This is a genomic window from Novipirellula rosea (assembly GCF_039541335.1).
In the GTDB taxonomy this organism is placed as follows: domain Bacteria; phylum Planctomycetota; class Planctomycetia; order Pirellulales; family Pirellulaceae; genus Novipirellula; species Novipirellula rosea.
Genome location: NZ_BAABGA010000120.1, coordinates 753,379 through 777,041, shown reverse-complemented (window position 1 = coordinate 777,041; position 23,663 = coordinate 753,379). Strand labels below are relative to the sequence as shown.

Below are 23,663 nucleotides of genomic sequence, written 5' to 3'. Positions count from 1 at the left end.
TCGAATGTTCGAATGCTCCAAGCAAGGCAGTGTGTTTGTGCTCTCGGGGAATGATCCTTTAAGCCGTGACCATACCGTCGAATTAGCAGGTCATTGCGAGAAATGTTTTGGGCACGGTCAGCCCAAAATCGTATTTGATTTACGCAACATTCCGCTGCTGGACAGCGCCGGTCTGGAATTCTTGTTGGATTTGCGAGACCGCTGTCTGCAACACGGTGGAGCGATTCACCTGGCTGCACTCAATCCGCTGTGCACCGAGATATTGCAAGCGACCGAACTGGACCGCGACTTTGCGATTTCCGATGACGTTGTTTCCGCCGTCGGGAGTTTCTCGCGATGAGTTTGGTTATCGAACGTGCAAATCGGAATCACGCTGCTGCGCCGGAAACGCCGTTGCCGCTGGGCGAGCGTTTGGTCCGCGCCGGTGTACTTACCCGCGATGAACTCGAAGCCGCACTTACCGAACATACCGCCAAAGGTGCGCGGCTGGGTGAGACGCTGCTGGAATTGGGTTTGATCGATGAAGGCACATTGCTGCGTTTTTTGAGTCAACAACGCGGCGTTCCCTATGCGCTGCTGCGTGACGGAATGGTCGACCCTGCGGTTGTGCAGTTGTTGCCCAAGGCAAAAGCCGAATCGCTGGAGGCACTCGTCCTGTTCAAGGTGCGTGGCAAGCTAAGCGTTGCCATGGTCGACCCGCACAATCTTCAGCATGTCGACGAGATCGAACGAATCACCGGGCTGCAAGTAAAACCGGTATTGACGCTGCGCTCGGTGATCGAGCGGATGCTGCCCCGCTGCTACGAGAACGACTTTGCGGTCGATGCGGTCACTGCGGACATGGATCCCGATGCAGTGAATTTAGAGGCGGATCATTTCAATATCGACATTGCGGATTTGCAGTCGTTAGCCAACGGCAGCCCGATCATCAATCTCGTCAATTACATGATCGTCAGCGCGGTTCGTCAAAAGGCGAGCGACATTCACGTCGAACCGGGACAACGATGCACGTCAGTGCGTTTCCGAGTCGATGGCATGTTGCGGGAAACGCTGCGACCTCGTCGCGATTTTCACCCGGCGATTATCTCGCGGCTTAAGGTCATGGCAAAACTTGACATCGCCGAACACCGCATCCCCCAAGACGGACGCATTCACTTGACCGTCGAAGGTCGTGAAATCGATTTACGTGTTTCGACACTGCCAACCAATCACGGCGAAAAGGTCGTGATTCGGGTTCTCGATCGCCAAAACGTCACCTTCAATCTGGATGAACTGGGTGTTCCTCCGAAATTATTGAGCGACGTCAAAGGAATGTTGCATCGGCCCCATGGATTGGTGCTGGTCACGGGGCCAACCGGCAGCGGCAAAACGACCACGCTCTACTCGGCACTGGAGTTGATCAAATCGGTCGAACGCAACATCGTCACGGTGGAAGACCCGGTCGAATATGACTTGGACCAAATTGTTCAAGTCCCCGTCGGCGGTAACAAACCGATGTCCTTCCCCGGAGCGATGCGGGCGATACTGCGGCAAGACCCCGACGTGATCATGGTCGGAGAGATTCGTGACGCGGAAACCGCAGCCGTGGCCATCCAAGCTGCGTTGACCGGCCACTTGGTTCTTAGCACGCTGCACACCAACGATAGTTTCAGCGCCGTCACAAGGCTTCGCGACATGGGCGTCGAACCGTTCAAAATCGGAGCAGCATTATTGGGAGTCATCGCACAACGTTTGGTGCGAATGGTTTGTCCGACCTGCAAAGAAACCTACTTTCCCAGTCCCGAAATCCTGGACTCGTTCCAGTACAAAGGGGACCGCCGTCGTACGTTTGTTCGCGGGGAAGGATGTCGCAATTGTTACGACACCGGTTCACGCGGACGAACCGGACTGTACGAAGTCCTATGCGTTGACCGCGAAATGCGAGAAATCATCTCCGCAGGTGGCGACATCGAAGCGATTCGTAATCAACACGTGAAACAGTCCGGAACGTTTTTGGTTGATGAGGGAATGCGTTTAGCCGAGGAAGGCAAAGTCAGTCTCGAAGAAGTATCACGAGTGGCTTTCGTCGATTAAACCGTGAGGGAACCGATCATGAAATTCAACTATCGAGCCAAAGAACGCAGCGGGAAAATCACCCTCGGTGACATCGAAGCGAATTCGTTGGCCGAAGCGCGTTCCCAGTTGCGGCAACAGGGTTTGTTTTTGCTGCAAATCAGTGCCGATCAAGTCAAAGCGGTCCGTCCCGCATCGTTCTCGTTCAGCAACCGCATCAAAAAGAACGACATCGTGATGATGTTGTCACAGATCACGATCATGAGCCAATCGGGGGTCGATCTTTCCGAGGCTCTGAAATCGGTAGCCGGTCAGTGCACCAACCCTGCACTGCAAACCGTGATGAGCCGTGTTAGCGAAGACATCGAGGGGGGCTCGACGTTTGCCAGCGCACTTCGGAAACATCCTCACGTATTTGATGAAATGTTTGTCGCCGGCATTGCCGCGGGCGAACAAAGCGGTTCGATCACCGAGGTGCTCGAGCGGTTGACCTATTTGCTGCGCAGCGATTTGCGGATGCGACAAACGGTGGTGTCGACGTTGATGTACCCATTGGTGCTGTGCGTCGTGACGTTGGTGGTGCTGGTGGTGCTGTTCTTCTTTATCCTTCCTCAATTCGCAAAAGTTTTTGCGGACTTGGAAAAGGCGCCGCCCCCGTTCACCCAGCTGATGTTGAACATGGGTGAATTTGTTCGCGGCCATTTCGTTTTGCTCGGCGCAGTGTTCATTGGGTTGGCGTTTGCCGCATACGCGCTACGAAATGCAAACTTTGTCCGTGACGCCTGGGATTACGCATCGCTTAATTTTACATTTGCCAAAAAAGCCACTCGATCGCTGTCGACCGGACGGACCTTTCGATTGCTTGGAACCATGCTTAGCAGCGGTGTTCCCTTAGTCGAAAGCATTCGTCTGTGCCGCTCGGCATCAAGCAACAGCTTGTTTCGGTCGATGTACGAACGGCTTGAATCGGAGGTGCTTCGTGGCGAAGGCCTGGGACCGACGTTATTGTCGTCACCCTTCCTGCCTTCGGGAGCGGCGCAAATGGTTGCGACTGCGGAAAGGACCGGCAAGCTTGGCGATGTCTTGAAAATGGTCGGTGAGTATTTCGAGGACCAAGGCGAACGCCATCTGCGTGATTTGGTTAAGTTGCTCGAACCGGTCGTGATTGTCTTCCTAGGGATGGTGGTCGCCGGCGTGGCTTTCTCGGTCATCCTTCCACTGCTGGACGTGTCGTCCATGCCACAATAAAGGAATCGCCGCTATGTCCGTACTGACAACATTACAACACCGCGTGAGAACCCCATTTGCGTCGACGCCGCGAGGGTGGATCGGAATCGATATTGGTAGCCGGTCGATCAAATTCACACAGGTCGAACGGACGGGTGACCGATACCAGATTTGTCAACGCTGGTGTGTGACTCGCGAGGAAGATCCGCAGCCCAATTCGCAGCACAAGGCAATCAATCTGGCTGACAAAAAGCTACGAATCGCCGAACTACGCGAACTGTTTACCCGCTCGGAATGTGCAGCCGCGGTTTCGATGTCGTATCACTCGTTGCGATCGCTTGAATTGCCGGCAGCGTCTCTCGATGAAACGCGGGACATGGTTTGCGAGGAACTTGCTGCTGACAACGAATCCGGTGATGCCGACTATGTGTTCGGTTTCTGGAGTACCAGCGAAGCAGCGGATCAAGCGGCAAAAATCACCGCCCTGCGTATGCCCACAAGTCTCGCCATGGGAATCGCTGAGGATTTGACGTCGGCGGGTTATGAATGCCAAGTCCTCGATGGATTGCCATGTGCATTGGCTCGCGCGGTCACGATGATGAGCGGCAAACATACGACGCCCGTCGTCGCACTCGACTTGGGCGATAGCGAATTCACCTTCGTCTTAGTGGCCAATGGCAAACCGATCTACACGCGAGTGCTGCGTGGCGGTGGGCTCCGCACGCTGATGCGACCGATCCAGCAAGCACTCAATTTATCGCACGACCAAGCGATGCAGTTGCTAATCCGCTATGCGGTTTCACCACCGCACCCATCGGGACGCCCCGTGGTCTCGGGCCCAGCACAAATGCTCGAACAGCCGATTGCACAATTGATCAACGAATTGAAGCGGACGCTCGACTATGCAACGCAGCAATTCCGTATATCCAAGCCAAGCGAATTGGTCTTGTTGGGTGGCGGAGCGTCGATACGTCATCTGCCCGAATGTCTTAGTCACCAACTTGGGATCGCAGCACAGACGTGGTGTTTGCCGACGACCAAGCCGCACGAGGCTGCGGATGACGCACAATTTGGCGTCGCCGCTGCCCTGTCGGCCCTGCGTTGGGAGCAACGGTCATGTTCATAAATCTATTACCCGAAAAACTCGTCATCCAAATGCTGGTGCGGCGGCGACTGCGTCAATGGGCGTTGGTCTGGGCCGCGCTGTTGATTGGCGGAATCGTAGTCATGGCAGGAAACTATCGAGACGTCCAGCAAAGCCAACTGCAACTCGACGCGTTGACAAGCGAAATTCACCCGCTGCAGCAACTGCAAGTTCAGACAGCCAGCTTGGATTCGCAACTGGATGTTCTGCAACAAGAGGTCGACGTACTCGAGCACATTTGCGTCCCCGACCGCTCACTCGCGTTGCTGGCCATCTTGGGCAAAGCCACGAAATCGAGTGACGGCAAAGTCCAAATCGAACGAATGCATCTGTCGTCCAACGCAAGCCGCCAAATCAACAAGAAATCCCGATCAGCAGCGACGCCCGCAAACCTTAGCAGTTTGTCGCTACAAGGCGTTACCGATGGCGACAAGAGTTTGGCGAGTTTTGTCGAATCGTTACGCAATTCTAATGTGTTTCACCAAGTCGAACTGAGGTCGTCGTTGATGTACCAAATTGACGAGACACATGGACGTCAGTTCCAGATTGAGTGCAAGTTTGCGGAGTCACCGGGAAAATGAGTGAAATTTTTACCACAAAACGATCTTGTAACTTGATGCTGCACGGCGTGGGTATCGTGGGAATGTTGGTGATTCTGGCCCTGCTGGTGTTTGTCCGCCACGAACTTCAGGCAAAGCGATCACAGAACGACGCTGCCCAATCCGAGTCGCTCGCGCTACTTCGAAAAAGCAAAGACATTCATGCGGCGCATCGGGATACCGAGCAGCGAGTGCGAACGACCGAGACACGCGTTTCCGAGTTCAAAACCAAAATCCCAGCCAAAGCAGGCGAAATCGATTTCCTCAGCGAGCTGTCGGAACTTGCCAAAGCAAGCCAGTTCCAAATCCGCGATTTCCGCCCCGGTGCAGTGGTCAACGAATCGCTACACCGCGAGATGGACATTCGCTTTGTCGGCGAAGGTCCCTATTCTGGGTTTTGCCGATTCCTGGATGGTCTTCAACACCTGCCCCGAAGTTATCGGATTGCTCAGTTGAGCGTGACGGCACCTAAAAATAGCGAACAAACATTCTCGGCTGAATGCCAATTGCGACTGCTGTTCGATCTGAATCCAGAGCTGACCCCATCAGGGAAACTGCAATGAGCCAAACTGAGTTTCTATCCACATCGAGTCTGACTCCGAAAAAGTTTGCGTTGATCGCCGTGTTAGTCGGCGTTTTGGGTTTTGTGTTATTTGCCCCCAAGGATGAGGGTCAGGAATTCGACACGCCGCCGTCGCTGAGAACCAATCGCGCGATCACGAAGGTCTCGTTCCAGAAATCACCCGACAACTTGCATCCGCCCGTTCGTTGGCCCGACGTTCATTTGGACCACGTCTTAGCAACCAATCCATTTGAAACCATTTTTGTCAAAGAGAAAGCGCCGGTCGCGAAGCAGCCGAAGCTAGAAGCCCCCCCGGTCGTTGCGCAAGTGGTTGTCGATGAGACCATTGCAGTGGAACCCAAGACCACGATCGAACATCGGCCACACGAAGAAGTCAAGATCATTTACGAAAACACCTCGGGACGCGTCGCCGTAATTGGATCTACACGGGTTCGCGTCGGAGACGTATTGCCCGAAGGACGAGTCGTCGAGATCACGCCCAACCATGTGATCGTGGCAGTGGAAGTCGCTGTCGATCCAGAGTCGGGTGAGTCCGCGTCGGGTGATCCGGTACTGGACGAACCGGCACTGGACGAGGTATTGCCCGAGATTCCCGCAGCGTGATCTGATCCCAGCGGTTTTCAGATCCAGGCTACGCCTGGACCGCTAAAACTTTGGTATTGCCATCGGCTATTGGGGGTGAGTTTTTCTTCCAAGCTTTGCCGCAGTTACCTCTCCACCGACGAAGTCGGGGGAGAGGTGGCAGAAAACCAGCGCAACTAAAAATCACGACAATACCAATATTTTATCAGATCCAGGCTAAGCCCGTTCAATACAGCAGTTCGATCCAGCGGCCTTCGGCCTGCAGATCCTCTTTCCAGCGGAACCATGTCTGGTTCGCCCCCGCGATCTCGGCCATCACTTCGTCCAGTTGGTCGCGGATGACCTCCAGCCCTGCCACGTAGACGTACGTTGTCGGTTCCGAGAGTAATCGACACAGTTCTTCGCCACGATCTTCAATCGCCGCTCCCCAATCGGCCGTCTCGGACCAACCGGGGCGGTTACTTAACGCGTCAAACGCTTCGAACGTGTCGCGGTCGTAGTACAGCGCAAAATCGTCCTTCTCTTGATTGCGATACAACAAATCGACACCGGTTTGGCCACCGTGAAATAACCAAACACGGCCTTTGAAGTCACACGCCTCGGAATAGAGATATTTGACGAAAGCACGAAAGGGGGCGATCCCAGTTCCGGCGCAGATCAGAATCAGGGTAGCATCCGGATCCAAAGGGGCTTCAAACGCTTGTCCGTACGGCCCGGTAATCGTCAGTGTTTCGCCGCGGGTCAGGTCGCATAGGTAGTTCGACGCCACACCGGGGTACTGTTCGCCCGTGAATTCGTCGATCGTGTTGCAGCGACGCACACAAATGCGGATCTGCAGATAACCTTCGGGCGTGCTGTGCGGGACATCCGCGATACTGTACAGCCGGAAATGATACTCCTGGCCCATTTCCGCTTGCCCCGGCGCCAACACACAAATGTTCTGGCCCACGGCGACGTCGAATTCTTGACTTTCCACCTCGATCAAGATGTCGCGAACCTCCTCGTGGGAATCCACGGCAGTGATTCGTTTGCTGGCTCGCACCGTCGCTCGGTAGCGAGTTTTTGTATCGTAGTCTTGTAGTCGCATCCCAATTCTCCCTCGAAATCTAACCGTCATGCGTAGGATCGTGTGTCTCTGAATTTTGACATTGCGTTTTGCAGCCACATCCATGGCAACCGATTCGGCCAGCCAACGCATCGACGTCGGACGCGGCCCCCGTCACGGTTCGCCATCGGTTTTGGACCCACAGCCAACCGCCCAGGATGACCGTGACTCCGGCGATGGCTTTGACCAGTGCAATCATCATCTCACCCCATTAACCCCGCGAACCCCATGAAACAAATCGACAACAACCCCGCAATGATCAACGTCAATGCCGTCCCTTTGACAAGATCCGGTGGATGGGCGAGTTCAAGTTTTTCGCGAATTCCAGCCATCAGTACCAGGGCCAATGTGAAGCCCACTCCGGCACCGATCGCAAACACGATCGACTGAAGCCAGTCGTAGCCTCGGTTGGTTTGAAACAAGGCAACCGCCAGGATCGCACAGTTCGTGGTGATCAGCGGCAAAAAAATCCCCAATGATCGAAATAGACTTGGACTGACCTTTTTAATGAACATTTCGACCAACTGGACCATCGACGCGATCACCGCAATGAACGAAATCAGTTGCAAATAGGGTGCGTCCAAGCACACCAACAACGTGTGGATTCCCGACGCGGCAACCGAGCTAACGGTCATCACCAGCGTGACCGCCGCCCCCATCCCCAATGCGGTTTGGCGTTTGGCGGACACGCCCAAGAACGGACAAATCCCCAGGAAATAGGCCAGTACAAAATTGTTCACCAAACATGCGTTGATGAAGATCACGCCAAGGGACTCGTGGCTCATCGGATCACCTCGCGCTGGGTTTCGGTGCCACCACGACGTTGTTCAAACCAGTGGATGAGCAACAACCATGCTGCCAGCGTAAAAAATCCGCCCGGCGGCAGCATCATGATCGTCCACTCCTGGAACGACTCGCCGAACATTCGGAATCCAAACAGACTGCCGTTGCCGAGCAGTTCGCGGATGGCGCCCAAGCAGAGCAGTGCGATGGTGAAGCCGATGCCCATGCCAAGTGCGTCCATTGCAGAACGACCGACGCGATGCTTCGAAGCAAACGCTTCGGCACGTCCGAGAATCAAACAATTGACCACGATCAGCGAAATGAACGCCCCCAGCGATCGATGCAGTTGCAAACTGATGGCTTGGATCACGTAGTCGACGATCGTGACAAACGTGGCGATCACCAAAATGAACGTTACAATACGAACTTGGTTCGGAACGACGTGGCGAATCAGCGAGACAACGACGTTGGACATTAGCAACACAAACGAAGTCGCCAACCCCATCGCCAACGCGTTGATCGCAGTGTTGGAAACCGCTAACACCGGACACATGCCTAACACCTGGACAAAGACCGGATTCTGTTTCCAGATGCCGTTGACGAGATCGTCAGTCGCAGGCTGCACCGGTTCTTCGTGTGCGAAAGACATCATCGCGACTCCAGTGGGGTTGCCGTGAAATCGGCAAGACGAGGATAGACGCGAGGGATCCAGTCCGCTGCACTGTCACCGATCATCGCCGCGGTGGCTCGCGACGAGATCGTCGCCCCGGTGATTCCGTCGATCTGCCAAGGGTTGCTCTTATTTCCCGATTTAACAAACTCAATCGGATGAGCAAGCTGGTTCGAGGTGGAATCGAGCGAAACATCCAACCGTCGAAAGTGACTCAGGAAATTGGCATCCGTTTCAATGCGGTCGCCGAGCCCTGGCGTTTCACGGCTTTCTAAAACACGAATTCCGATGATCGCTTGCTCGTGTGGCGAGTATCCATACATCAGCCGAATCGTGTCCTGATACCCCATCCCCTCGGTCTCGATTGCCAAACCGACAAGTTCTCCGCTCGGACCAAAACCTGCGAACACAAGATTGGAATCGGCTGTATCCGTCGCAGCAGGCTGAAACCGTCCGCCGGCTTGGTCAAATTTGAATGGGATCACTGAAACCATATCGGGCAAAACCGCCAGAATGGCGTCGTGACGCATGGCCACTTGGTTGCGGAGAATCCGCGGAAGCGTCAACTGGTAAACCGTCACCGTTGCAAGACTGCACACGATCCCGACACTCAACACCACTCCGTAAATCGCCGCCGTTTGCGGAGCCGGCATGCTTGCCGATCCGGTCAACGTGGGGTCAGTGGGAAGCGAGGTTTTCATACCGCCCCTCCTTGAGATGCCGTTCCGTAAACTCGCGGCTGAATCCAATGGTCGATATGGGGCGAGGCGGCGTTGCCAATTAGGATTGCGTACATCACGCCTTCGGGCATGCCACCCCACACACGAATGACCACTACCAATAAACCGATCAAAATCCCGTAAACGACGCAGCCAAGATGAGTGATCGGCGAGGCAACCATATCGGTGGCCATGAAAACCGCCCCTAACATCAAGCCGCCTGAAAACAACATCAACGAGAGTCCCGCGTAGCGAGTTGGATCAATCGCTTGCAACAGCATGCTGCAAAGCGCAACGGTGGAAAGAATCGCAACGGGGATCCGCCAGCTCATCATTCGCCGAGCCACCAAGTAGACGCCTCCGAGTAAGATCAGGGCTGCACACGTTTCTCCGGTCGATCCCGATACCGTGCCCACAAACAGGTCGGCTGTATCGGTTGGAATCTGCTCGAACTTCCACTTCGCCAGCGGCGTTGCTGCCGAGATTCCATCGTAATCGGGCTTGGTCAGTGGCAGCGCAAGTGTTGATGAAGGAAGCGATGCGAACGAGGCGGCGGATTCGGATGGCCACGTCGTCATTGCCGCAGGAAAGGCGGCCTGCAAAATCGCGCGTCCCACCAAGGCAGGATTAAACGCGTTGTAGCCAAGTCCGCCAAAAAGGAACTTTCCCATCGCGACGCCGATCACCCCACCTGCAGCCACCATCCAGAGCGGCAAACTTGGTGGCAGAATTAGTCCATACAGGATGCCGGTGATCAGCACCGATCCATCGCTAACCGTGGTTGGTCGGCCAGCGGACCGACACATCAGGTGTTCCGTCAGCACACAGGACAACACGGCCATCATCAGGATCAACGCGGCGGAAATCCCAAAGCGGTAAATTGCAAACGCACAGAGCGGCAGCAACGCCAATACCACGTTCAGCATGATCGAGTCGACACTCGCCGCGGCACCGATGTGCGGCGAACTTTGGATCGTCAGCGTTTTGGATAACTTCGTCATCCCTCGCTCCTTGCCGCCTTGCGAATCGCAGCCTTGGCGACGCGAAATTGCTGGACCAAGGGAATGTGAGCAGGGCACACAAACGTGCAGCAGCCACACTCGAAACAGTCCATCAAGTGGTGGTCGTTGACCATTGACGAATAACGACCATGTTCGGCAAGCAGCCCCAGTTGCGACGGGTTCAAAAAGAGCGGACACACGTCGACGCAATCGCCGCACTTGATACAGGGAAACTGCTTTCGCGATCTCAGCTTGCCGGTTTCACGCTCAGTGAACGCGATCACGCCGGTGGAGCCTTTGGTGATCGGGATATCCAAACTCGAGGCGGCTGCTCCCATCATCGGTCCTCCCATCACGACGGTCGAAATGTCGGGTTCGGTGCCCACGGTTTCCAAAATAAACCGCAGCGTGGTACCGATTGGGATACGGTAATTGCCTTTCTGCTGGATCGCTGGTCCGCCCACCGTGACGACGCGTTCTTGCAGCCCTAGTCCGTGAGGAATCAATTTGCCGATTTCGGCCGCAGTCCCCACGTTGACACAAATCACATGCACATCGAGTGGCAATCCACGCGACGGAACCTCTCGGCCCAACAACGCGGTGATCAACATTTTCTCGGCACCTTGTGGATATTTCACAGGCAGGACTTCGATGGTGATCGGGACAGACGGGGGCAACATGCGGCGAAGCGATTCCGCCGCGTCGGTTTTGTTCGCCTCGACCGCGATGATCGCCCGCTGGGCTGCGGTCGCACGCAACAGGTAACCGATGCCGGTGATCACGTCGTTGGCATGTTCAAGCATCACGCGGTGATCGGTCGTCAGATACGGTTCGCACTCGATGCCATTGATCACCAGCGTGTCAACGAACTTACCATCGGGAATTTTCAGTTTCGCGTGGGTCGGAAATCCGGCGCCCCCGAGCCCGACAATGCCTGCGGACTGGATCGCGGCGAGGATCTGCTCGCGACTTGCCGAATCGATATCCAGCGGAGTTCCCTCAACCACCTCTTGAGTCGATGCCGCAAACGGCTCAAGAAAAAATGCGGGTTCCATCTTGCCATTGATGCTGGGGGTCGGGGCGATTCGGCGGATGATTCCTGATGCCGGAGCATGGATCGCCACCGACATGAATCCGTCTGCCGCGGCGATCAATTGGCCTCGCACCACTTCGTCGTCTTCACCAACCACGGGCACTGCCGGTTTGCCGATGTGCTGCGAAAGTGGCACGATCAATAGCGGTGCAAACGGGAATTGATGAATCTCGCGATGACATGTCTCCTGTTTCGATTCAGGAGGATGAATCCCATGGGCAAATGTCTTACCGCGAAAAAAGTCGAACCGTAGATTTCTCATTGGTTGAACCTCTCAGCACGAACGATCCATTTTTCAATGTCCTTTTCGCTGCGGTCTTTCGGCAACCCTGGATGAATAATTTGGGCTGTGCAGCGTTCGGCGGCCTTGACCAAATCCTTGTAAGGCCCTCCCTCTGGATTTTGAATGAATGCCTTTTTCTTGTCGTTGTAGGCAAAGATGTTGGGGTTCAAACGAACACACTCGTCACACGAGGTACACTCGGGCGTGTCGATCCAAGGGGCCATGGATTCGCTATTGGAATCCGCCGATGATTGATGATCAGGAATCGCCTGACTAGGGTCCGCGACGGCAACGGCCGACCCATTCGCTTCGCCAGTCAATAACTGCATCATTCCCGACGCGATACGGTTGGTCATTTCCCGTCGGACATCCGCTTCGATTGCGGTGCGATCCGGTTTGGTTTCGTTCACACGGGCGATCGCTCGCAGCATCGTCCAGAAATCGCGACGATCTTCGCAGGACGCGACGATTGGCGGCGCGACCAATAAACGCATCAATTCCTGTTTGCGATTGACGCTCCACACATAAGGAAACCGTCCTTCGCGTTCGCCCGCCGGAAGTTCTAAGAAATCGGACAGCAGGATCATCTTGTCGTTCCACGTTTCCGGCGGTGCCGTCCGGAAATGTTTACGGAATCGGATCTCGGTCGCGGCAAAATCCGCAAAGGTCATCGGCAACGACATCGTCTTGTGACGCCCGTTCTCGCTGTATTTCAACTCGTAGCTAGGCCAATCTTGGTCGATCGCGGGATTGCCTTCCAGATCGAAACACTGCTCAGGTCGATTGCCGTGATCGGGATTGTAGCGAAACAGCGGATAGGCTCGCGACTCCACCGCCAAGCGAGCCTGATTGGCACTCATGTCATCTCCGATGCCATGCTCGGGTTGACACGAGGTGTAGAGATTAAACAGCGCAGGTCGCCGCGACTTCAGCCCTTCGATAAATCCTTCGATTAAATGGTTCGGATGTGCAATCGTGCTCTGCATCACATAGGTCGTGCGATGTGCCATTCCGATCAAACCGATTTCTTTGCGAACCTCTTGTTTGCCCTGGATCGATTTGCCGTATTGAGCCATGTCAGAAATCTGCCCAAAGAATCCCGACGTGCAGGCTTGTCCGCCCGTATTGGAATAGACCTGCGTGTCCAAGATCAGCACTTTGATCGGCTTGCCCGACATCATGGCACGTGAAAGGTTTTGAAAACCGATATCGTACATCGCGCCATCGCCACCGATGGCGACCACCGGCGGACAAAGTTCCCATTCTTCATCATTGAAATGTCGCCAATTGAAATAGGTCAACGACGAATCGGCCGGATCATTGCCATTGCCCGACAACTCTTGCTCAGCCAAGCGGATTGCTTTAAACCCGTCGGCCATCTTGCTCATGTGCCCTTCGAAAACTCCCATCGCCATCGAAGCGGCATCTTGAAACAAATGATTGGCCCAGGGGAAGGGATACGGGTTGAAGGGAAACGTGCTACCCCACACCGACGAACACCCGGTCGAGTTCAATATCCCGGCGTTGGCACGCCCACGTCCTGTGACACCCTCGATGTAGTTCCAACGAAGTCGTTTTAGTTTCGCCAATAGGCTCGTGACCCGGCGAAGCCATTGCTGATCAATCGGCTCGCCACCCCGCTGGTTCTCGACTCGTTGAGCGATCCCTGAGAGCGTCACATCGGCGGTGCCTAATTCATCGACAATTTTCGCAAGCGATTCGGGATCGCCGACATCGATTTCCTGTACCAATCGATGTTGGATGTGAGTTTCCAGTTTCGCAATCAAGGCGGTCAACGAGGCGACATGCCGCTCGACGCGAGGTTGCATGAGTGCTTCGACCGTTGCGGTGAACAGATGAATGACGCTCTTTTCGCCGCAACCGTTACAGGCACCATCGCCGCTTGCCAACGACGAATAGTTTCGTTTGTCCAACAACAACGTTTCGAGCACGCCGATGCCCTCTTCGATGTTTTGCACGCGAATGTACTTTTTCGGGGTTGTGGGCAGGTCTTGCCAAACATCCCAATTTCGACGCAATGTGTTGAGCGACTCGTCCGTTTGTGGCACGACATGAAGTGCATCGTCGTCACACACTTGCACGCATTCCATACACCCTTTGCAGGTGTTGGGATTCACCGTGATACTCAATAGCCCGCCTTCGCCAGGCGACTCTTTTTCTTTCAGTGTGTAATAGGGACGCGACAGCGCGAACTGAAACTCGCCGATTTCTTCGCGGAACGCTTCGAGTTCGTGCTTGAGTTCATCACGCGAAACCTTCTCGAGCTTGCTGTCGCGAAGGGTCTTGTTGATCGCCTCTTGCAACATTCCCAACACGTTGTCGTTTTCGCTCGCCTCGGCAAAGATCGGACGCAAATTTTTCTCAACGTCGCGAACTGCTTTTGGCAGGTACTTTAAATCCATTCCACCTTTGCGAAGCCGAGCGATGATCGTGTCAAAGACCTGAGTAACCTCGTTGACTAGACCTGGAATCGCAGTGTCGGGGCAAACCGTATAGCAGCGTCCACATGCGGTACAGTTCTCGGCGATCCATTGAGGATGTTGAAAGCGAATTCCGCTCATGTCACGGAACATTGTGGTGACTGCGGGGATTGTTCCCAAACCGATAAAAGGATCGGTAATCGTGTCGGATCCCATCCCGCGTGCGTAAAGGTTGCCGGTTTGTTCCCAGAAACGATGAACGTCCGACAGACGCGACTTGCTTGTTGGTTGCGTTTTAAGCACCACGGGAAGTGCCGGTTCTTGCGTCGCGGTTTTACGCGGAGATTCCTCGTCGATCGCACCATAGGCAACCGATTTGACTTCGTCGAACCCTCGCTTGACGACCGCCATGTTTTCCTGGACGACGCGAGCCCCTTTGCTGCCAAATTTATGTTGCAATTGGCTGCGGATGGCTTCGATTAGACGTGTCTGAGACAATCCGGCTTTCTCAGCAACCGGGGACGCCGAGAAAAAAGCTCCTTGAAATGCAATGCCTTGCATTCGCAACTGCAGATCAGGGTCACTCGCCTCGTCGCGAGCAATTTGAAACGCGTCCAAGTAAAAGAATTTGATCTTCTTATCAATCAAAATCCGGCGATACGGCTCCGGCACACTCTTCCACACCTCGTCGGCAGTCGTCTTGTCACTTTGGATGATAAACACGCCGCCTTCCTTTAGTCCCGCCAAGGCGTTGGTGTGATGGAACACGTTTGGATCGGGCGACAATACCACGTCGACATAAAAGTACTCGCTATTGATGCGAATCGGTTCGGGAGCCGCGGACAAGTAGTAGGTTGTCGGTTGTCCCTTCTTTTCCGATCCATATTTGGGGTTGGCTTTGATATGAAATCCAAGCAAATCGTACAGCGTTAACGCCAAATTTTTGCCCGTCGTGATCGCGCCCCAGCCGCCGACCGAATGCATCCGCACTGTGATGCTGCTTTCGGGCATCAAGTTCGGATTCTCCGATCCGCGGATAGCAAGTTTACGGATGTCGGGATATTTCGATTCGATGTCTTGTTGGTGAATTCGTTGCTTGGGACTAACCGGGTTCTCGCGCAGAAAGTCGATCGACAGATAGAAGAACTTGCGATGTTGTCCTTGCGGAAGCATGTTCTCGATCGCCGCCACCACACCTTCGGGTTGCAAATCGCGGCTGCCCATTCCGAAGGAACCTGAATACAGCGAAGGTGCGTCGGTAAGCGAACAATAGGTTTCCAAGTTCGCAAACGCAGGCTTCGATGGCTCACGCCCATTCTCGAGACAGCGGCTCATGGTCGCGCGGACTTCCCGCATCAACGGCAAATCCACTGCGAGCGGTTGATCGAGCCGCTCTAGCACCGCAACGCCCTTTTTGCCCTTGAACATTTGACTGAGAAGATCGGCGGGAAAGGGGCGAAACATCACCAAGTTGATTACGCCGACTCGAATGCCGCGACTTTCACGCAGGTAGTCGGCCACCGCCTCGGCCGTTGGAATCAAACTGCCTTGACCGACGATCAGGTATTCCGCATCGTCGACACGGTAACCGATCACACGATCGTAGCGGCGGCCGGTCAGCTGATGAAATTGCTCGAACACTTGCTCGGTCAATTCCGGCAAATGATCAAAGAAATAGGGACGCTGGGCCGCGACGCTCTGCATGTACGAGTCTTGATTTTGAACCGTGCCTGTCATCACCGGGTTGTCGACGTCCCATACCTCGGGGATCCGTCTTCGCGTATCGCCGTAAATAATCTGCTGCGCCGGGGTGGGCGTTTGGATGATGTCGTCGGGACGCCCCAAAAATTCTCGAATCAATTCGCGTTCAGGAACTTGGATCGATTCGATCAAGTGAGTCGTTAGGAACCCATCCTGTGCGATAACGCCCGGCGACAATGCGAGTTCGGCGATACGATGGGCGATAATGTTTAAATCGGCGACGCTCTGCGCGTCTTTGGCAAACATTTGAAAGAAGCCGGTGTCGTCCATGCAGTGATAGTCGTCATGCCCCGCGTGCACATTCAACGTCGCTTTGGTCATTGCCCGTGCCCCGATATTCAGGACGTAGGTCAATCGCTTTCCCACCGCTGCGTACAGCGATTCGTGCATGTAGGCGATGCCTTGGCCGGACGAAAAATTGCTCGCTCGCAACCCCGTCATCGAGAGCCCTGCGGTAACCGCCGCAGCAGCATGCTCGCCTTCCGGTTCAATAAAAATCAGCGGCCGATCCGAAATATTCAAGTGGCCGCTTGCGGCAGCCTCGGCCCAATACTCGCCCATCTGTGTGGAGGGCGTGATCGGGTATGCCCCGGCCGCATCGGTCGACTCGCGTTCACACATCGCCACCGCAGTGTTGCCATCGACTGCGACCCGAGTCCCTGGGTATTTGAATTCCTGTTTTGATTTCGTCATGGCCACCATCGCTCACGGAAAAGACCGCTCCAATGCGATGCGGTTTGCGGCTCAAACGCCAAACCTCAAAATGCAAAGCATTCGTCAAGCAACATTTCAGAACGCAAAGCACATGCCGACGCAAAGCACATGCCGCCCCCTCGACGAGTCGCTTACGAGACCCCCTCACACACATTGCCTTGGCGAATGATTTTTTTGGCCGCTTGGCCTTTTACCGGTCCAAGCGTTTTGTCGAGCCAAACGATCGCGCCGGTTGGACATCGCTGGGTGGGCATCGCCGACAACGAACCTTTGCTGTAATCGATGACGGGCAAATGATGCTTCATCTGGATCTGGACCGGTGCATCCATCGCACAGCGACCACATCCCGTACAAGCGACTTCGCAATCGCTAAGGATTTCGTCGCCTTCGGCCAACGAAGCACACGCCACCCACAACCGCTGGTTCGCCGGGTGAAGTGAAAATAGATCCTTCGGGCACGCCTCGACACAATCGCCGCAGGCAGTACAGCGATCTTCGTCGACCACCGGAATCTGGTGAACATCCATTTCGATCGCATCAAAATCGCAGGCACGCTCGCAGTCGGCTAAACCAAGACATCCCCAAAAACAAGCTTTACCACCTCCGGCAACCAATGCCGCGGCGGCACACGAACCGAGTCCTTCGTAATGCGCGCGGTTTCGTGCCACATTGCTCCCACCCGCACACGCCAAACGTGCCACCTGCTTCGCTTGCGTGCCGACATCCACGCCTAAAAAGGTCGCGATTTTGACATGGTCCCCCGCCGTGCCGACGGTGCATTTCACCGGCAACGTCTCGCCCCGCACCAACGCCTCGGCAAACGCTCGGCATCCCGGATAGCCACATGCCCCGCAATTGGTGTGCGGTAACATCGATTCCAGCCGATCAATTCGCGGGTCTTCGTGAACGTGTAACCAGCGATTAGCGATCACGATCATCGACGCCAACGCGAACGTCAATCCGGCAATTACCGCTACGGAGGTCACGATCGTCATGGCACGAACTACTGGCGTCGGATCAGCTGATGACAATTGACACAGGTGTGCATCATCTGGGTATACGAGAGCATCGCTCCGTCGAGATTCTTTTGCTCCGCTGCCGTCATCAGCGTCCCGGTGGTAAACCAAAACACTTGGTTTTGAGTGCGGTAAGCGATCGAATCATTCTGCATCCACTTGTGTTTTGCCAGCGTGTTGAGCGATTTGGCGCTGGCGAGGATTTTGTCAAAATCTTCGGTCACCAAGCCATCGAGGATGTTTTTTGAATAGTCCAGCTTCTTTTGCATGTCCCGTTTCTGGACCTCCATCTGCGGTTCAGGCTTTTCCGCCTGTTGCGACCGCACGAACATCGCAGGCATCAAAACCATCGCGATACCACACACCATCAGGGGCAATCGAATGCGCATCACGGTCTCCGCTACAAGGGTCAATTTCGGTATGATCGGGCGAGAATTAAACGATCAACCACATCCGGTACACGTCGTGGCATAAGGCACGACCTCAAGTCTCTCTTGCGGAATTTGATTACCACAGCGAGTGCACTTGCCATACGTTCCTTCGTCGATCTCGTGCAGGGCATGCTTGATCTGTTCAATCTCTTTGATTGCGAGATCGGCTACCGAGGCCAGAACTTCGTCCCCTTCGGATTCCGCCGCCCGCTCTTCCCAATCTTCGTCGCCGGGTTTGCGGAGGTCGTTGTCGATCCCCTCGGCTCGGGCGACGAGGTCACTCAGTTGTGCTTCGAGTTCCGTTCTCAACTTGGTGTAGTTTGTCATGCGACTTTCCTCGGGTAGGTCAGACAAGTTGGATAATGATGAAAAGCAAATGGCATACCGCAGCGGCAAACCGGATCCCTGCCAAGGTGGATGACATGCGTGCAGTCGCCGATGCCGCAGGCTACAATAAGATCCCGCCATCCCGGTCGGCATGCCGAACCCTAATCCTTTCAAAAATCGCTTCTAGAGGCCCCTCGTGAAACGTAGCCCCCGCTCGACCTTTCTACTATTCTTCGTCCTGACATCGATCGTAGCGATCAATGCGGCAGCCCAGTCGCTCGCTGCGAATAACAACAACCGCCCGGCTGAAGCCAAACCCAACATCATCGTCTATATGGTCGACGACTTGGGATGGAATCACATCAGCGCAAAACAGGCGACCATGGGAACCACGAAAGAGGTCTACCAAACGCCGACGATCGAAAAAATCGCCGCTGGTGGACTCAGCTTTACGCATGCCTATGCCCAACCCAACTGTGCCCCCACTCGGGCGGCGATGTTGTCAGGCCAATATCCGGCCCGCGTTAACAACAATGTTTACGTGGTCGGACATCTGAACCGATTTGGCGGAGGCGGAATCAAAAGGGAAGCCGCCCACTTCAAAGGTCCCGAGCAATCCGAGGATGTTGCTCCGGAGGCGATCACGGTTGCCGAGGCGCTCAAGCAAAACGGCTACGCCACCGCTCATATTGGCAAATTCCACGTCGGCGGTCATCGCGGCGAAGCAACGATGCCCGAAAATGTCGGCTTCGATATCAACCTGGGCGGATTCAGCCAAGGGCATCAACCAACCTGTTTCGCATCCAAGAAGACCGGCGAATGGAAATTCAAAGGAGTCGGACTCGGGCACTTTGATCGCTACGCCGCTCCGTACGACAATGCCTATTTGTCGAAGCGTGGTCTACCCAAATCGCTGCTCGATACTCCCAAGCACATCAGTGATGCGTTAGGTGATGCGATGCAAGACACCGTCAAAGAGCTTGCCGATGGCGACAAACCTTTCTACTTGCAATTCCATACTTATGCGGTGCACGGACCTGTTCGTGCTCGCCCCGACTTAAAACAAGCAGCCATCGATCGCATCGGCGATGCAAATAAAAAGATGGCCGAGTATGTCGGCTTCATCGCAGGCGTCGACGAGAACATGGCTCGGATACTGGCGACGCTTGAGGACCCCGATGGCGATGGCAACCCCGATGACAGCATCGCGGCGAACACGCTGATTCTGTTTACCTCGGACAACGGCGGTACCCATGCAGACAATCAACCACTGCGAGGCGAAAAAGGAATGTTGACCGAAGGCGGCATTCGCGTTCCCTTGATCGCCTATTGGCCTGGCGTGATTCCGGCGGGCACCGTCACGGATCATAAAGTCCATTCGGTTGACTATTACCCAACCTATCTTGAATTAGCTGGAAAGGAATGGGTTCCCCCGTCGGACCAACATCCGCTGGACGGCGAGTCGTTTGCCGATGTGTTGCGAAATCCAAACACGCAGCGACCGCGAAACACCGTGTTCTATCTGTTCCCTGGCTACATGGACAAACGAGCCGAACCGGCCGTTTCTGCAATCGCAGACATCGATGGCCAACGTTACAAGTTGATGTACGTCTACGAAACCGATTCGTGGGAACTGTACTGTTTGAGTGACGATCAAGGTGAAACCAAGAATTTGATCAAGACACGCCCTGAAATTGCCTCGACGATTTCCAAACAAATGGATGCATGGCTAAATCAAAAACATCCCACTTGGCAACCGAAATATCCGATCGACAAGCAGACCGGGAAACCGGCCGGGCCTCCAAAATCGCTGTAAATTAGCAAGCGGCTTATCCATGCTTTGAAACAAAACGGAACAAGGAAATTCGATGCGTCCCCTCTTTGCATTTTCGCTGGCAATTTTGTCGGTTTTGGAAGCGACCGCTGCGGACAAACCCAACGTCATTTTGGTCATGTGTGATGATCTCGGCATCGGGGATCCCGGATGCTTCAACGCCGAGTCGCCCATCCACACGCCACACATTGACGCGATGGCAGCGGATGGATTGAAGTTCAATCGTTTTTACTCAGCCGCCCCCGTATGCAGCCCCACACGCGGCAGCTGTTTGACCGGCCGGCATCCGTATCGCTACGGAATTTACAACGCGAATACCGGGCATCTGAAAAAGGATGAGATCACGCTGTCTGAACTGCTAAAAACGCAAGGCTATGCCACGGGGCATTTTGGAAAATGGCACCTCGGAACGTTGACAACCACAGTCAAGGATGCCAATCGAGGCGGCCCCAAAGGCGCGAAACATTTCTCACCGCCGCGACAACATGGTTACGACGACAGCTTTGTGACCGAATCGAAAGTTCCCACCTATGATCCGATGATCAAACCGGCCAACGCCAGGGACAACGGCCACTGGGACGCGATTACCGACAAAGCGAATGCGAAGTCCTACGGGACGCACTACTGGGATCACACCGGCAATCCGGTCACCGAGAATCTCGAGGGCGATGATTCCCGCGTGATCATGGACCGCGCGATCCCGTTTATCGAAAACGCAGTGGCCAAAGAGACACCCTTTTTTGCTGCGGTTTGGTTCCACGCGCCGCACTTGCCAGTCGTCGCCGGTGAGAAGCACGCCAAACACTACCGGGATCACGAGAATTATGAACGCAACTATTACGGATGTGTGACGGCGCTGGACGAACAAGTGGGCCGACTGCGAGCGAAGCTGGCTGAATTGAACGTCGCCGACAATACGATGTTGTGGTTCTGTAGCGACAATGGCCCCGAGGGGAGTGCGGGCAAAGCTCCAGGTTCCGCGATCGACTTTCGCGGCCGTAAGCGTTCGTTGTACGAGGGAGGCGTTCGCGTGCCGGGGATTTTGGTGTGGCCGGGGCATACCAAGGCCGGATCGACGACCGACTTCCCCGCAGTCACTAGCGACTATCTACCGACCGTGCTCGCGGCGATCGGAGCCGAATATCCCGACTCGCGTCCGATCGATGGCATCTCGCTAATCGATGTGATTGCCAACCCAAATTTGCAGCGGAGTGAACCGCTTGGATTCCAATCCGGCAGACAGCTCGCCTGGCATCAAGGCCGACACAAGTTGATCAGCAGCGACAATGGCAAGACATGGCAATTGTACGATTTGGCTCAAGACCCAAGCGAGAGTCACGATTTGGCTGATCGCAATGCCGAACGAGTCAGCAGCATGAAGCAGGCCATCACAAAATGGCAAGCTTCGTGCAAGTCAAGTGACAACGGACAGGATTATTAAGTGAATCCCGCAGGGACGTCATGCCGCCACTTCGTGGCTGTTCGTGAGTCCCGCAGGGACGGCACGTTGTAGCCACGGGCGTCAGTCCGTGGATGCGGGGGCAAACGCGATCACAAAGCCCCGAAGGGGCGACAGGAATCGCAGTCATGGAATCTCCTGTCGTCCCTTCGGGACTTACGGCGCACGACGTGTACGCCTTCCATGGGCTGACGCCCATAGCTACAACATGTCGCCACTTCGTCGCTGTGATTAGTCCCAAAGGGACGGCACGATGTAGCCACGGGCGTGAGCCCGTGGATCTGGAGGCAAATACGATCACAAAGCCCCGAAGGGGCAACAGGAATCGCGATCATGGAATTCCCTGCCGTCCCTTCGGGACTTACGGCGCACGACGTGTACGCGTTCCATGGGCTGACGCCCATGGCTACATCATGTCGCCGCTTCGTGGCTGTTCGTGCTCGTCACCTCGTGACTGCCGAAGCGACAATCATTCAATGATCTCCTGCTCAAAGACGTACCGAGTGTCGAATTCGATGTTGTGTTTCCTCAAGATTGCAAGGAATTCTTCTTCAAAGGTCATCTTCCGATGATGCTCGGCTTGACTGGCGATGTAATCGGAAACGGACGGCGACTGAGATTCACTAACTGAGAACGCCGCATACCCGGATTGCCACTCAAACATTCTCGATACGTCTGGTCGTCCATTGATCCATTTCGACGAGTTCGATTTGATCTTTCTGAGCACATCTGAAATCGCGATTGTCGGACTGAGCTTCGCGAGCAAATGAACGTGGTCTTCAACGCCGCCAATTTTCAGAAGGGTTCCTTTCTGATCGCGGACGATTCCTCCGACGTAACCGTACAGTTCGTCCTGCCATTCAAGACGAATGGTTCGCTTTCGATATTTCGTGCTGTAAACAATGTGGAACAGCAAATTAGTGAAAGTCGACATGGCTACGCTCCGGTTCTTCCTGTCATCCCATTGGGACTAAGGGGTGAGGTGGTTACGAATTCCTACTTCCTAACGCCGCCACTTTGCAGCTGCCGGTTAGTCCCGTAGGGACGGCACGATGTAGCCACGGGCGCGAGCCCGTGGATGCGACGTGCAAATACGATCGTCAAGCCCCGAAGGGGCGACAGGAATCATGGTCATGGATTCTCCTGTCGTCCCTTCGGGACTTACGGCGCACGACGTGTACGCCTTCCATGGGCTGACGCCCATGGCTACAACATGTCGCCACTTCGTGGCTGTTCGTGAGTCCCGAAGGGACGGCTTGTTGTAGCCACGGGCGTGAGCCCGTGGATGCGAGTGCAAACGCGATCGCAAAGCCCCGAAGGGGCGACAGGAATCGCGTTCATGGAATCTCCTGTCGTCCCTTCGGGACTTACGGCGCACGACGTGTACGCCTTCCATGGGCTGACGCCCATAGCTACAACATGTCGCCACTTCGTGGCTGTCCTTGCTCTTGACGGGATCTTTAGCAAGATCCACTACGGGGTTAGGACTAGCTTGCCGGTGAGATTGCTTTGGTTTTCGAGCGTTTGTTTTTCTTGCAATGCGTGCGCCTCGGCGGCTTCGCTGAGCGGCATCACTCGGTCAATCAACGGGCGAAGCTGTTTTGCGGATAACCAGCGGTTGATGTCATCGGCGGCAGCTTGTTGTTCTTCCGCACTCGCCTTGAGCAGCATGAATCCGTGCAGCGAACAGCCTTTGACGTAGAACGGTCCCACAGGGAACTCCGGCCGCGCATCACGTCCCGCCATCACCACCATCCGGCCGCGTGCCGCCATGGCACTGATGGCAAAATCAAAATCGGGCTCTCGTAGCGTTTCAAAAAACACATCGACACCCTCCGC

22 protein-coding genes are annotated in these 23,663 nt (G+C 55.0%); 9 read left to right on the top strand and 13 right to left on the bottom strand.

What is annotated here, in order from left to right; genetic code table 11:
- Positions 1–4: 4 nt before the first annotated feature.
- Genes ABD971_RS34965 through ABD971_RS34935 form a run of 7 tightly spaced genes read left to right on the top strand, consistent with a single transcriptional unit; the run spans position 5 to position 6,208 of the window.
- Positions 5–340, top strand: a complete 336-nt coding sequence (locus ABD971_RS34965) for an STAS domain-containing protein (protein ID WP_339941645.1) — start codon at positions 5–7, stop codon at positions 338–340.
- Complete coding sequence (locus ABD971_RS34960) at positions 337–2,073, top strand: GspE/PulE family protein (protein WP_345328385.1); 1,737 nt, start codon at positions 337–339, stop codon at positions 2,071–2,073. Before ABD971_RS34965 ends, ABD971_RS34960 begins: the two co-directional genes overlap by 4 nt.
- An 18-nt stretch (positions 2,074–2,091) precedes the next feature.
- On the top strand, positions 2,092–3,300 hold the full coding sequence (locus ABD971_RS34955; protein WP_345328384.1) for a type II secretion system F family protein: 1,209 nt from the start codon (positions 2,092–2,094) through the stop codon (positions 3,298–3,300).
- Between the two features lie 13 nt (positions 3,301–3,313).
- Entirely contained in the window at positions 3,314–4,405 is a 1,092-nt protein-coding gene (locus ABD971_RS34950; protein ID WP_345328383.1) for a hypothetical protein, read from the top strand.
- Positions 4,396–5,004, top strand: a complete 609-nt coding sequence (locus ABD971_RS34945; protein WP_345328382.1) for a PilN domain-containing protein — start codon at positions 4,396–4,398, stop codon at positions 5,002–5,004. Before ABD971_RS34950 ends, ABD971_RS34945 begins: the two co-directional genes overlap by 10 nt.
- The gene (locus ABD971_RS34940) at positions 5,001–5,585 is read left to right on the top strand and encodes a type IV pilus inner membrane component PilO (RefSeq protein ID WP_345328381.1); all 585 of its coding nucleotides are present in this window, start codon (positions 5,001–5,003) and stop codon (positions 5,583–5,585) included. The genes ABD971_RS34945 and ABD971_RS34940 overlap by 4 nt, the downstream gene beginning before the upstream one ends.
- Positions 5,582–6,208 (top strand): hypothetical protein, encoded by a 627-nt coding sequence (locus ABD971_RS34935; RefSeq protein WP_345328380.1) that lies wholly within the window; start codon positions 5,582–5,584, stop codon positions 6,206–6,208. The genes ABD971_RS34940 and ABD971_RS34935 overlap by 4 nt, the downstream gene beginning before the upstream one ends.
- A gap of 205 nt (positions 6,209–6,413) precedes the next feature.
- Here the strand turns inward: ABD971_RS34935 and ABD971_RS34930 are convergent, their stop codons facing one another.
- The 11 genes from ABD971_RS34930 to ABD971_RS34880 all read right to left on the bottom strand — a co-directional run bounded on the left by ABD971_RS34930 (position 6,414) and on the right by ABD971_RS34880 (position 18,531).
- Positions 6,414–7,274: a ferredoxin reductase domain-containing protein gene (locus tag ABD971_RS34930; protein WP_345328379.1), complete on the bottom strand. Its 861-nt coding sequence runs from the start codon at positions 7,272–7,274 to the stop codon at positions 6,414–6,416.
- A 19-nt stretch (positions 7,275–7,293) separates the two neighbouring features.
- Positions 7,294–7,491 carry a hypothetical protein gene (locus ABD971_RS34925; protein WP_345328378.1) on the bottom strand — a complete coding sequence of 66 codons (198 nt, stop codon included), beginning with the start codon at positions 7,489–7,491 and terminating at the stop codon, positions 7,294–7,296.
- Between the two features lie 4 nt (positions 7,492–7,495).
- Positions 7,496–8,077, bottom strand: a complete 582-nt coding sequence (locus ABD971_RS34920; protein ID WP_345328377.1) for an electron transport complex protein RnfA — start codon at positions 8,075–8,077, stop codon at positions 7,496–7,498.
- A complete protein-coding gene (rsxE, locus tag ABD971_RS34915) occupies positions 8,074–8,724 on the bottom strand; it encodes an electron transport complex subunit RsxE (RefSeq protein WP_345328376.1) in 651 nt (216 codons plus the stop codon). Before rsxE ends, ABD971_RS34920 begins: the two co-directional genes overlap by 4 nt.
- Entirely contained in the window at positions 8,724–9,446 is a 723-nt protein-coding gene (locus ABD971_RS34910; protein ID WP_345328375.1) for an RnfABCDGE type electron transport complex subunit G, read from the bottom strand. The genes rsxE and ABD971_RS34910 overlap by 1 nt, the downstream gene beginning before the upstream one ends.
- Positions 9,443–10,465, bottom strand: a complete 1,023-nt coding sequence (locus ABD971_RS34905; RefSeq protein WP_345328374.1) for an RnfABCDGE type electron transport complex subunit D — start codon at positions 10,463–10,465, stop codon at positions 9,443–9,445. Before ABD971_RS34905 ends, ABD971_RS34910 begins: the two co-directional genes overlap by 4 nt.
- A complete protein-coding gene (gene rsxC, locus ABD971_RS34900) occupies positions 10,462–11,820 on the bottom strand; it encodes an electron transport complex subunit RsxC (protein WP_345328373.1) in 1,359 nt (452 codons plus the stop codon). The genes ABD971_RS34905 and rsxC overlap by 4 nt, the downstream gene beginning before the upstream one ends.
- Positions 11,817–16,736, bottom strand: a complete 4,920-nt coding sequence (locus ABD971_RS34895) for a 2-oxoacid:acceptor oxidoreductase family protein (protein WP_345328372.1) — start codon at positions 16,734–16,736, stop codon at positions 11,817–11,819. Before ABD971_RS34895 ends, rsxC begins: the two co-directional genes overlap by 4 nt.
- Before the next feature lie 152 nt (positions 16,737–16,888).
- Positions 16,889–17,752 carry an RnfABCDGE type electron transport complex subunit B gene (locus ABD971_RS34890; protein ID WP_345328371.1) on the bottom strand — a complete coding sequence of 288 codons (864 nt, stop codon included), beginning with the start codon at positions 17,750–17,752 and terminating at the stop codon, positions 16,889–16,891.
- A gap of 8 nt (positions 17,753–17,760) precedes the next feature.
- Positions 17,761–18,162 carry a hypothetical protein gene (locus tag ABD971_RS34885; RefSeq protein WP_339941610.1) on the bottom strand — a complete coding sequence of 134 codons (402 nt, stop codon included), beginning with the start codon at positions 18,160–18,162 and terminating at the stop codon, positions 17,761–17,763.
- A 54-nt stretch (positions 18,163–18,216) separates the two neighbouring features.
- Positions 18,217–18,531: a TraR/DksA family transcriptional regulator gene (locus ABD971_RS34880; protein ID WP_339941608.1), complete on the bottom strand. Its 315-nt coding sequence runs from the start codon at positions 18,529–18,531 to the stop codon at positions 18,217–18,219.
- 196 nt (positions 18,532–18,727) lie between these two features.
- On the opposite strand from ABD971_RS34880, the gene ABD971_RS34875 reads away from it, so the two are divergent.
- Together ABD971_RS34875 and ABD971_RS34870 are read left to right on the top strand one after the other, a co-directional pair.
- Positions 18,728–20,347 (top strand): sulfatase, encoded by a 1,620-nt coding sequence (locus ABD971_RS34875; protein ID WP_345328370.1) that lies wholly within the window; start codon positions 18,728–18,730, stop codon positions 20,345–20,347.
- 52 nt (positions 20,348–20,399) lie between these two features.
- Positions 20,400–21,806 (top strand): sulfatase family protein, encoded by a 1,407-nt coding sequence (locus ABD971_RS34870; RefSeq protein ID WP_345328369.1) that lies wholly within the window; start codon positions 20,400–20,402, stop codon positions 21,804–21,806.
- A 487-nt stretch (positions 21,807–22,293) separates the two neighbouring features.
- Here ABD971_RS34870 and tnpA read toward each other — a convergent pair whose 3' ends face one another.
- Both tnpA and ABD971_RS34860 read right to left on the bottom strand, forming a co-directional pair.
- Positions 22,294–22,758: an IS200/IS605 family transposase gene (gene tnpA, locus ABD971_RS34865; protein WP_345328368.1), complete on the bottom strand. Its 465-nt coding sequence runs from the start codon at positions 22,756–22,758 to the stop codon at positions 22,294–22,296.
- 539 nt (positions 22,759–23,297) lie between these two features.
- The gene (locus ABD971_RS34860) at positions 23,298–23,648 is read right to left on the bottom strand and encodes a zinc-binding dehydrogenase (protein WP_345328367.1); all 351 of its coding nucleotides are present in this window, start codon (positions 23,646–23,648) and stop codon (positions 23,298–23,300) included.
- Between the last annotated feature and the right edge of the window lie 15 nt (positions 23,649–23,663).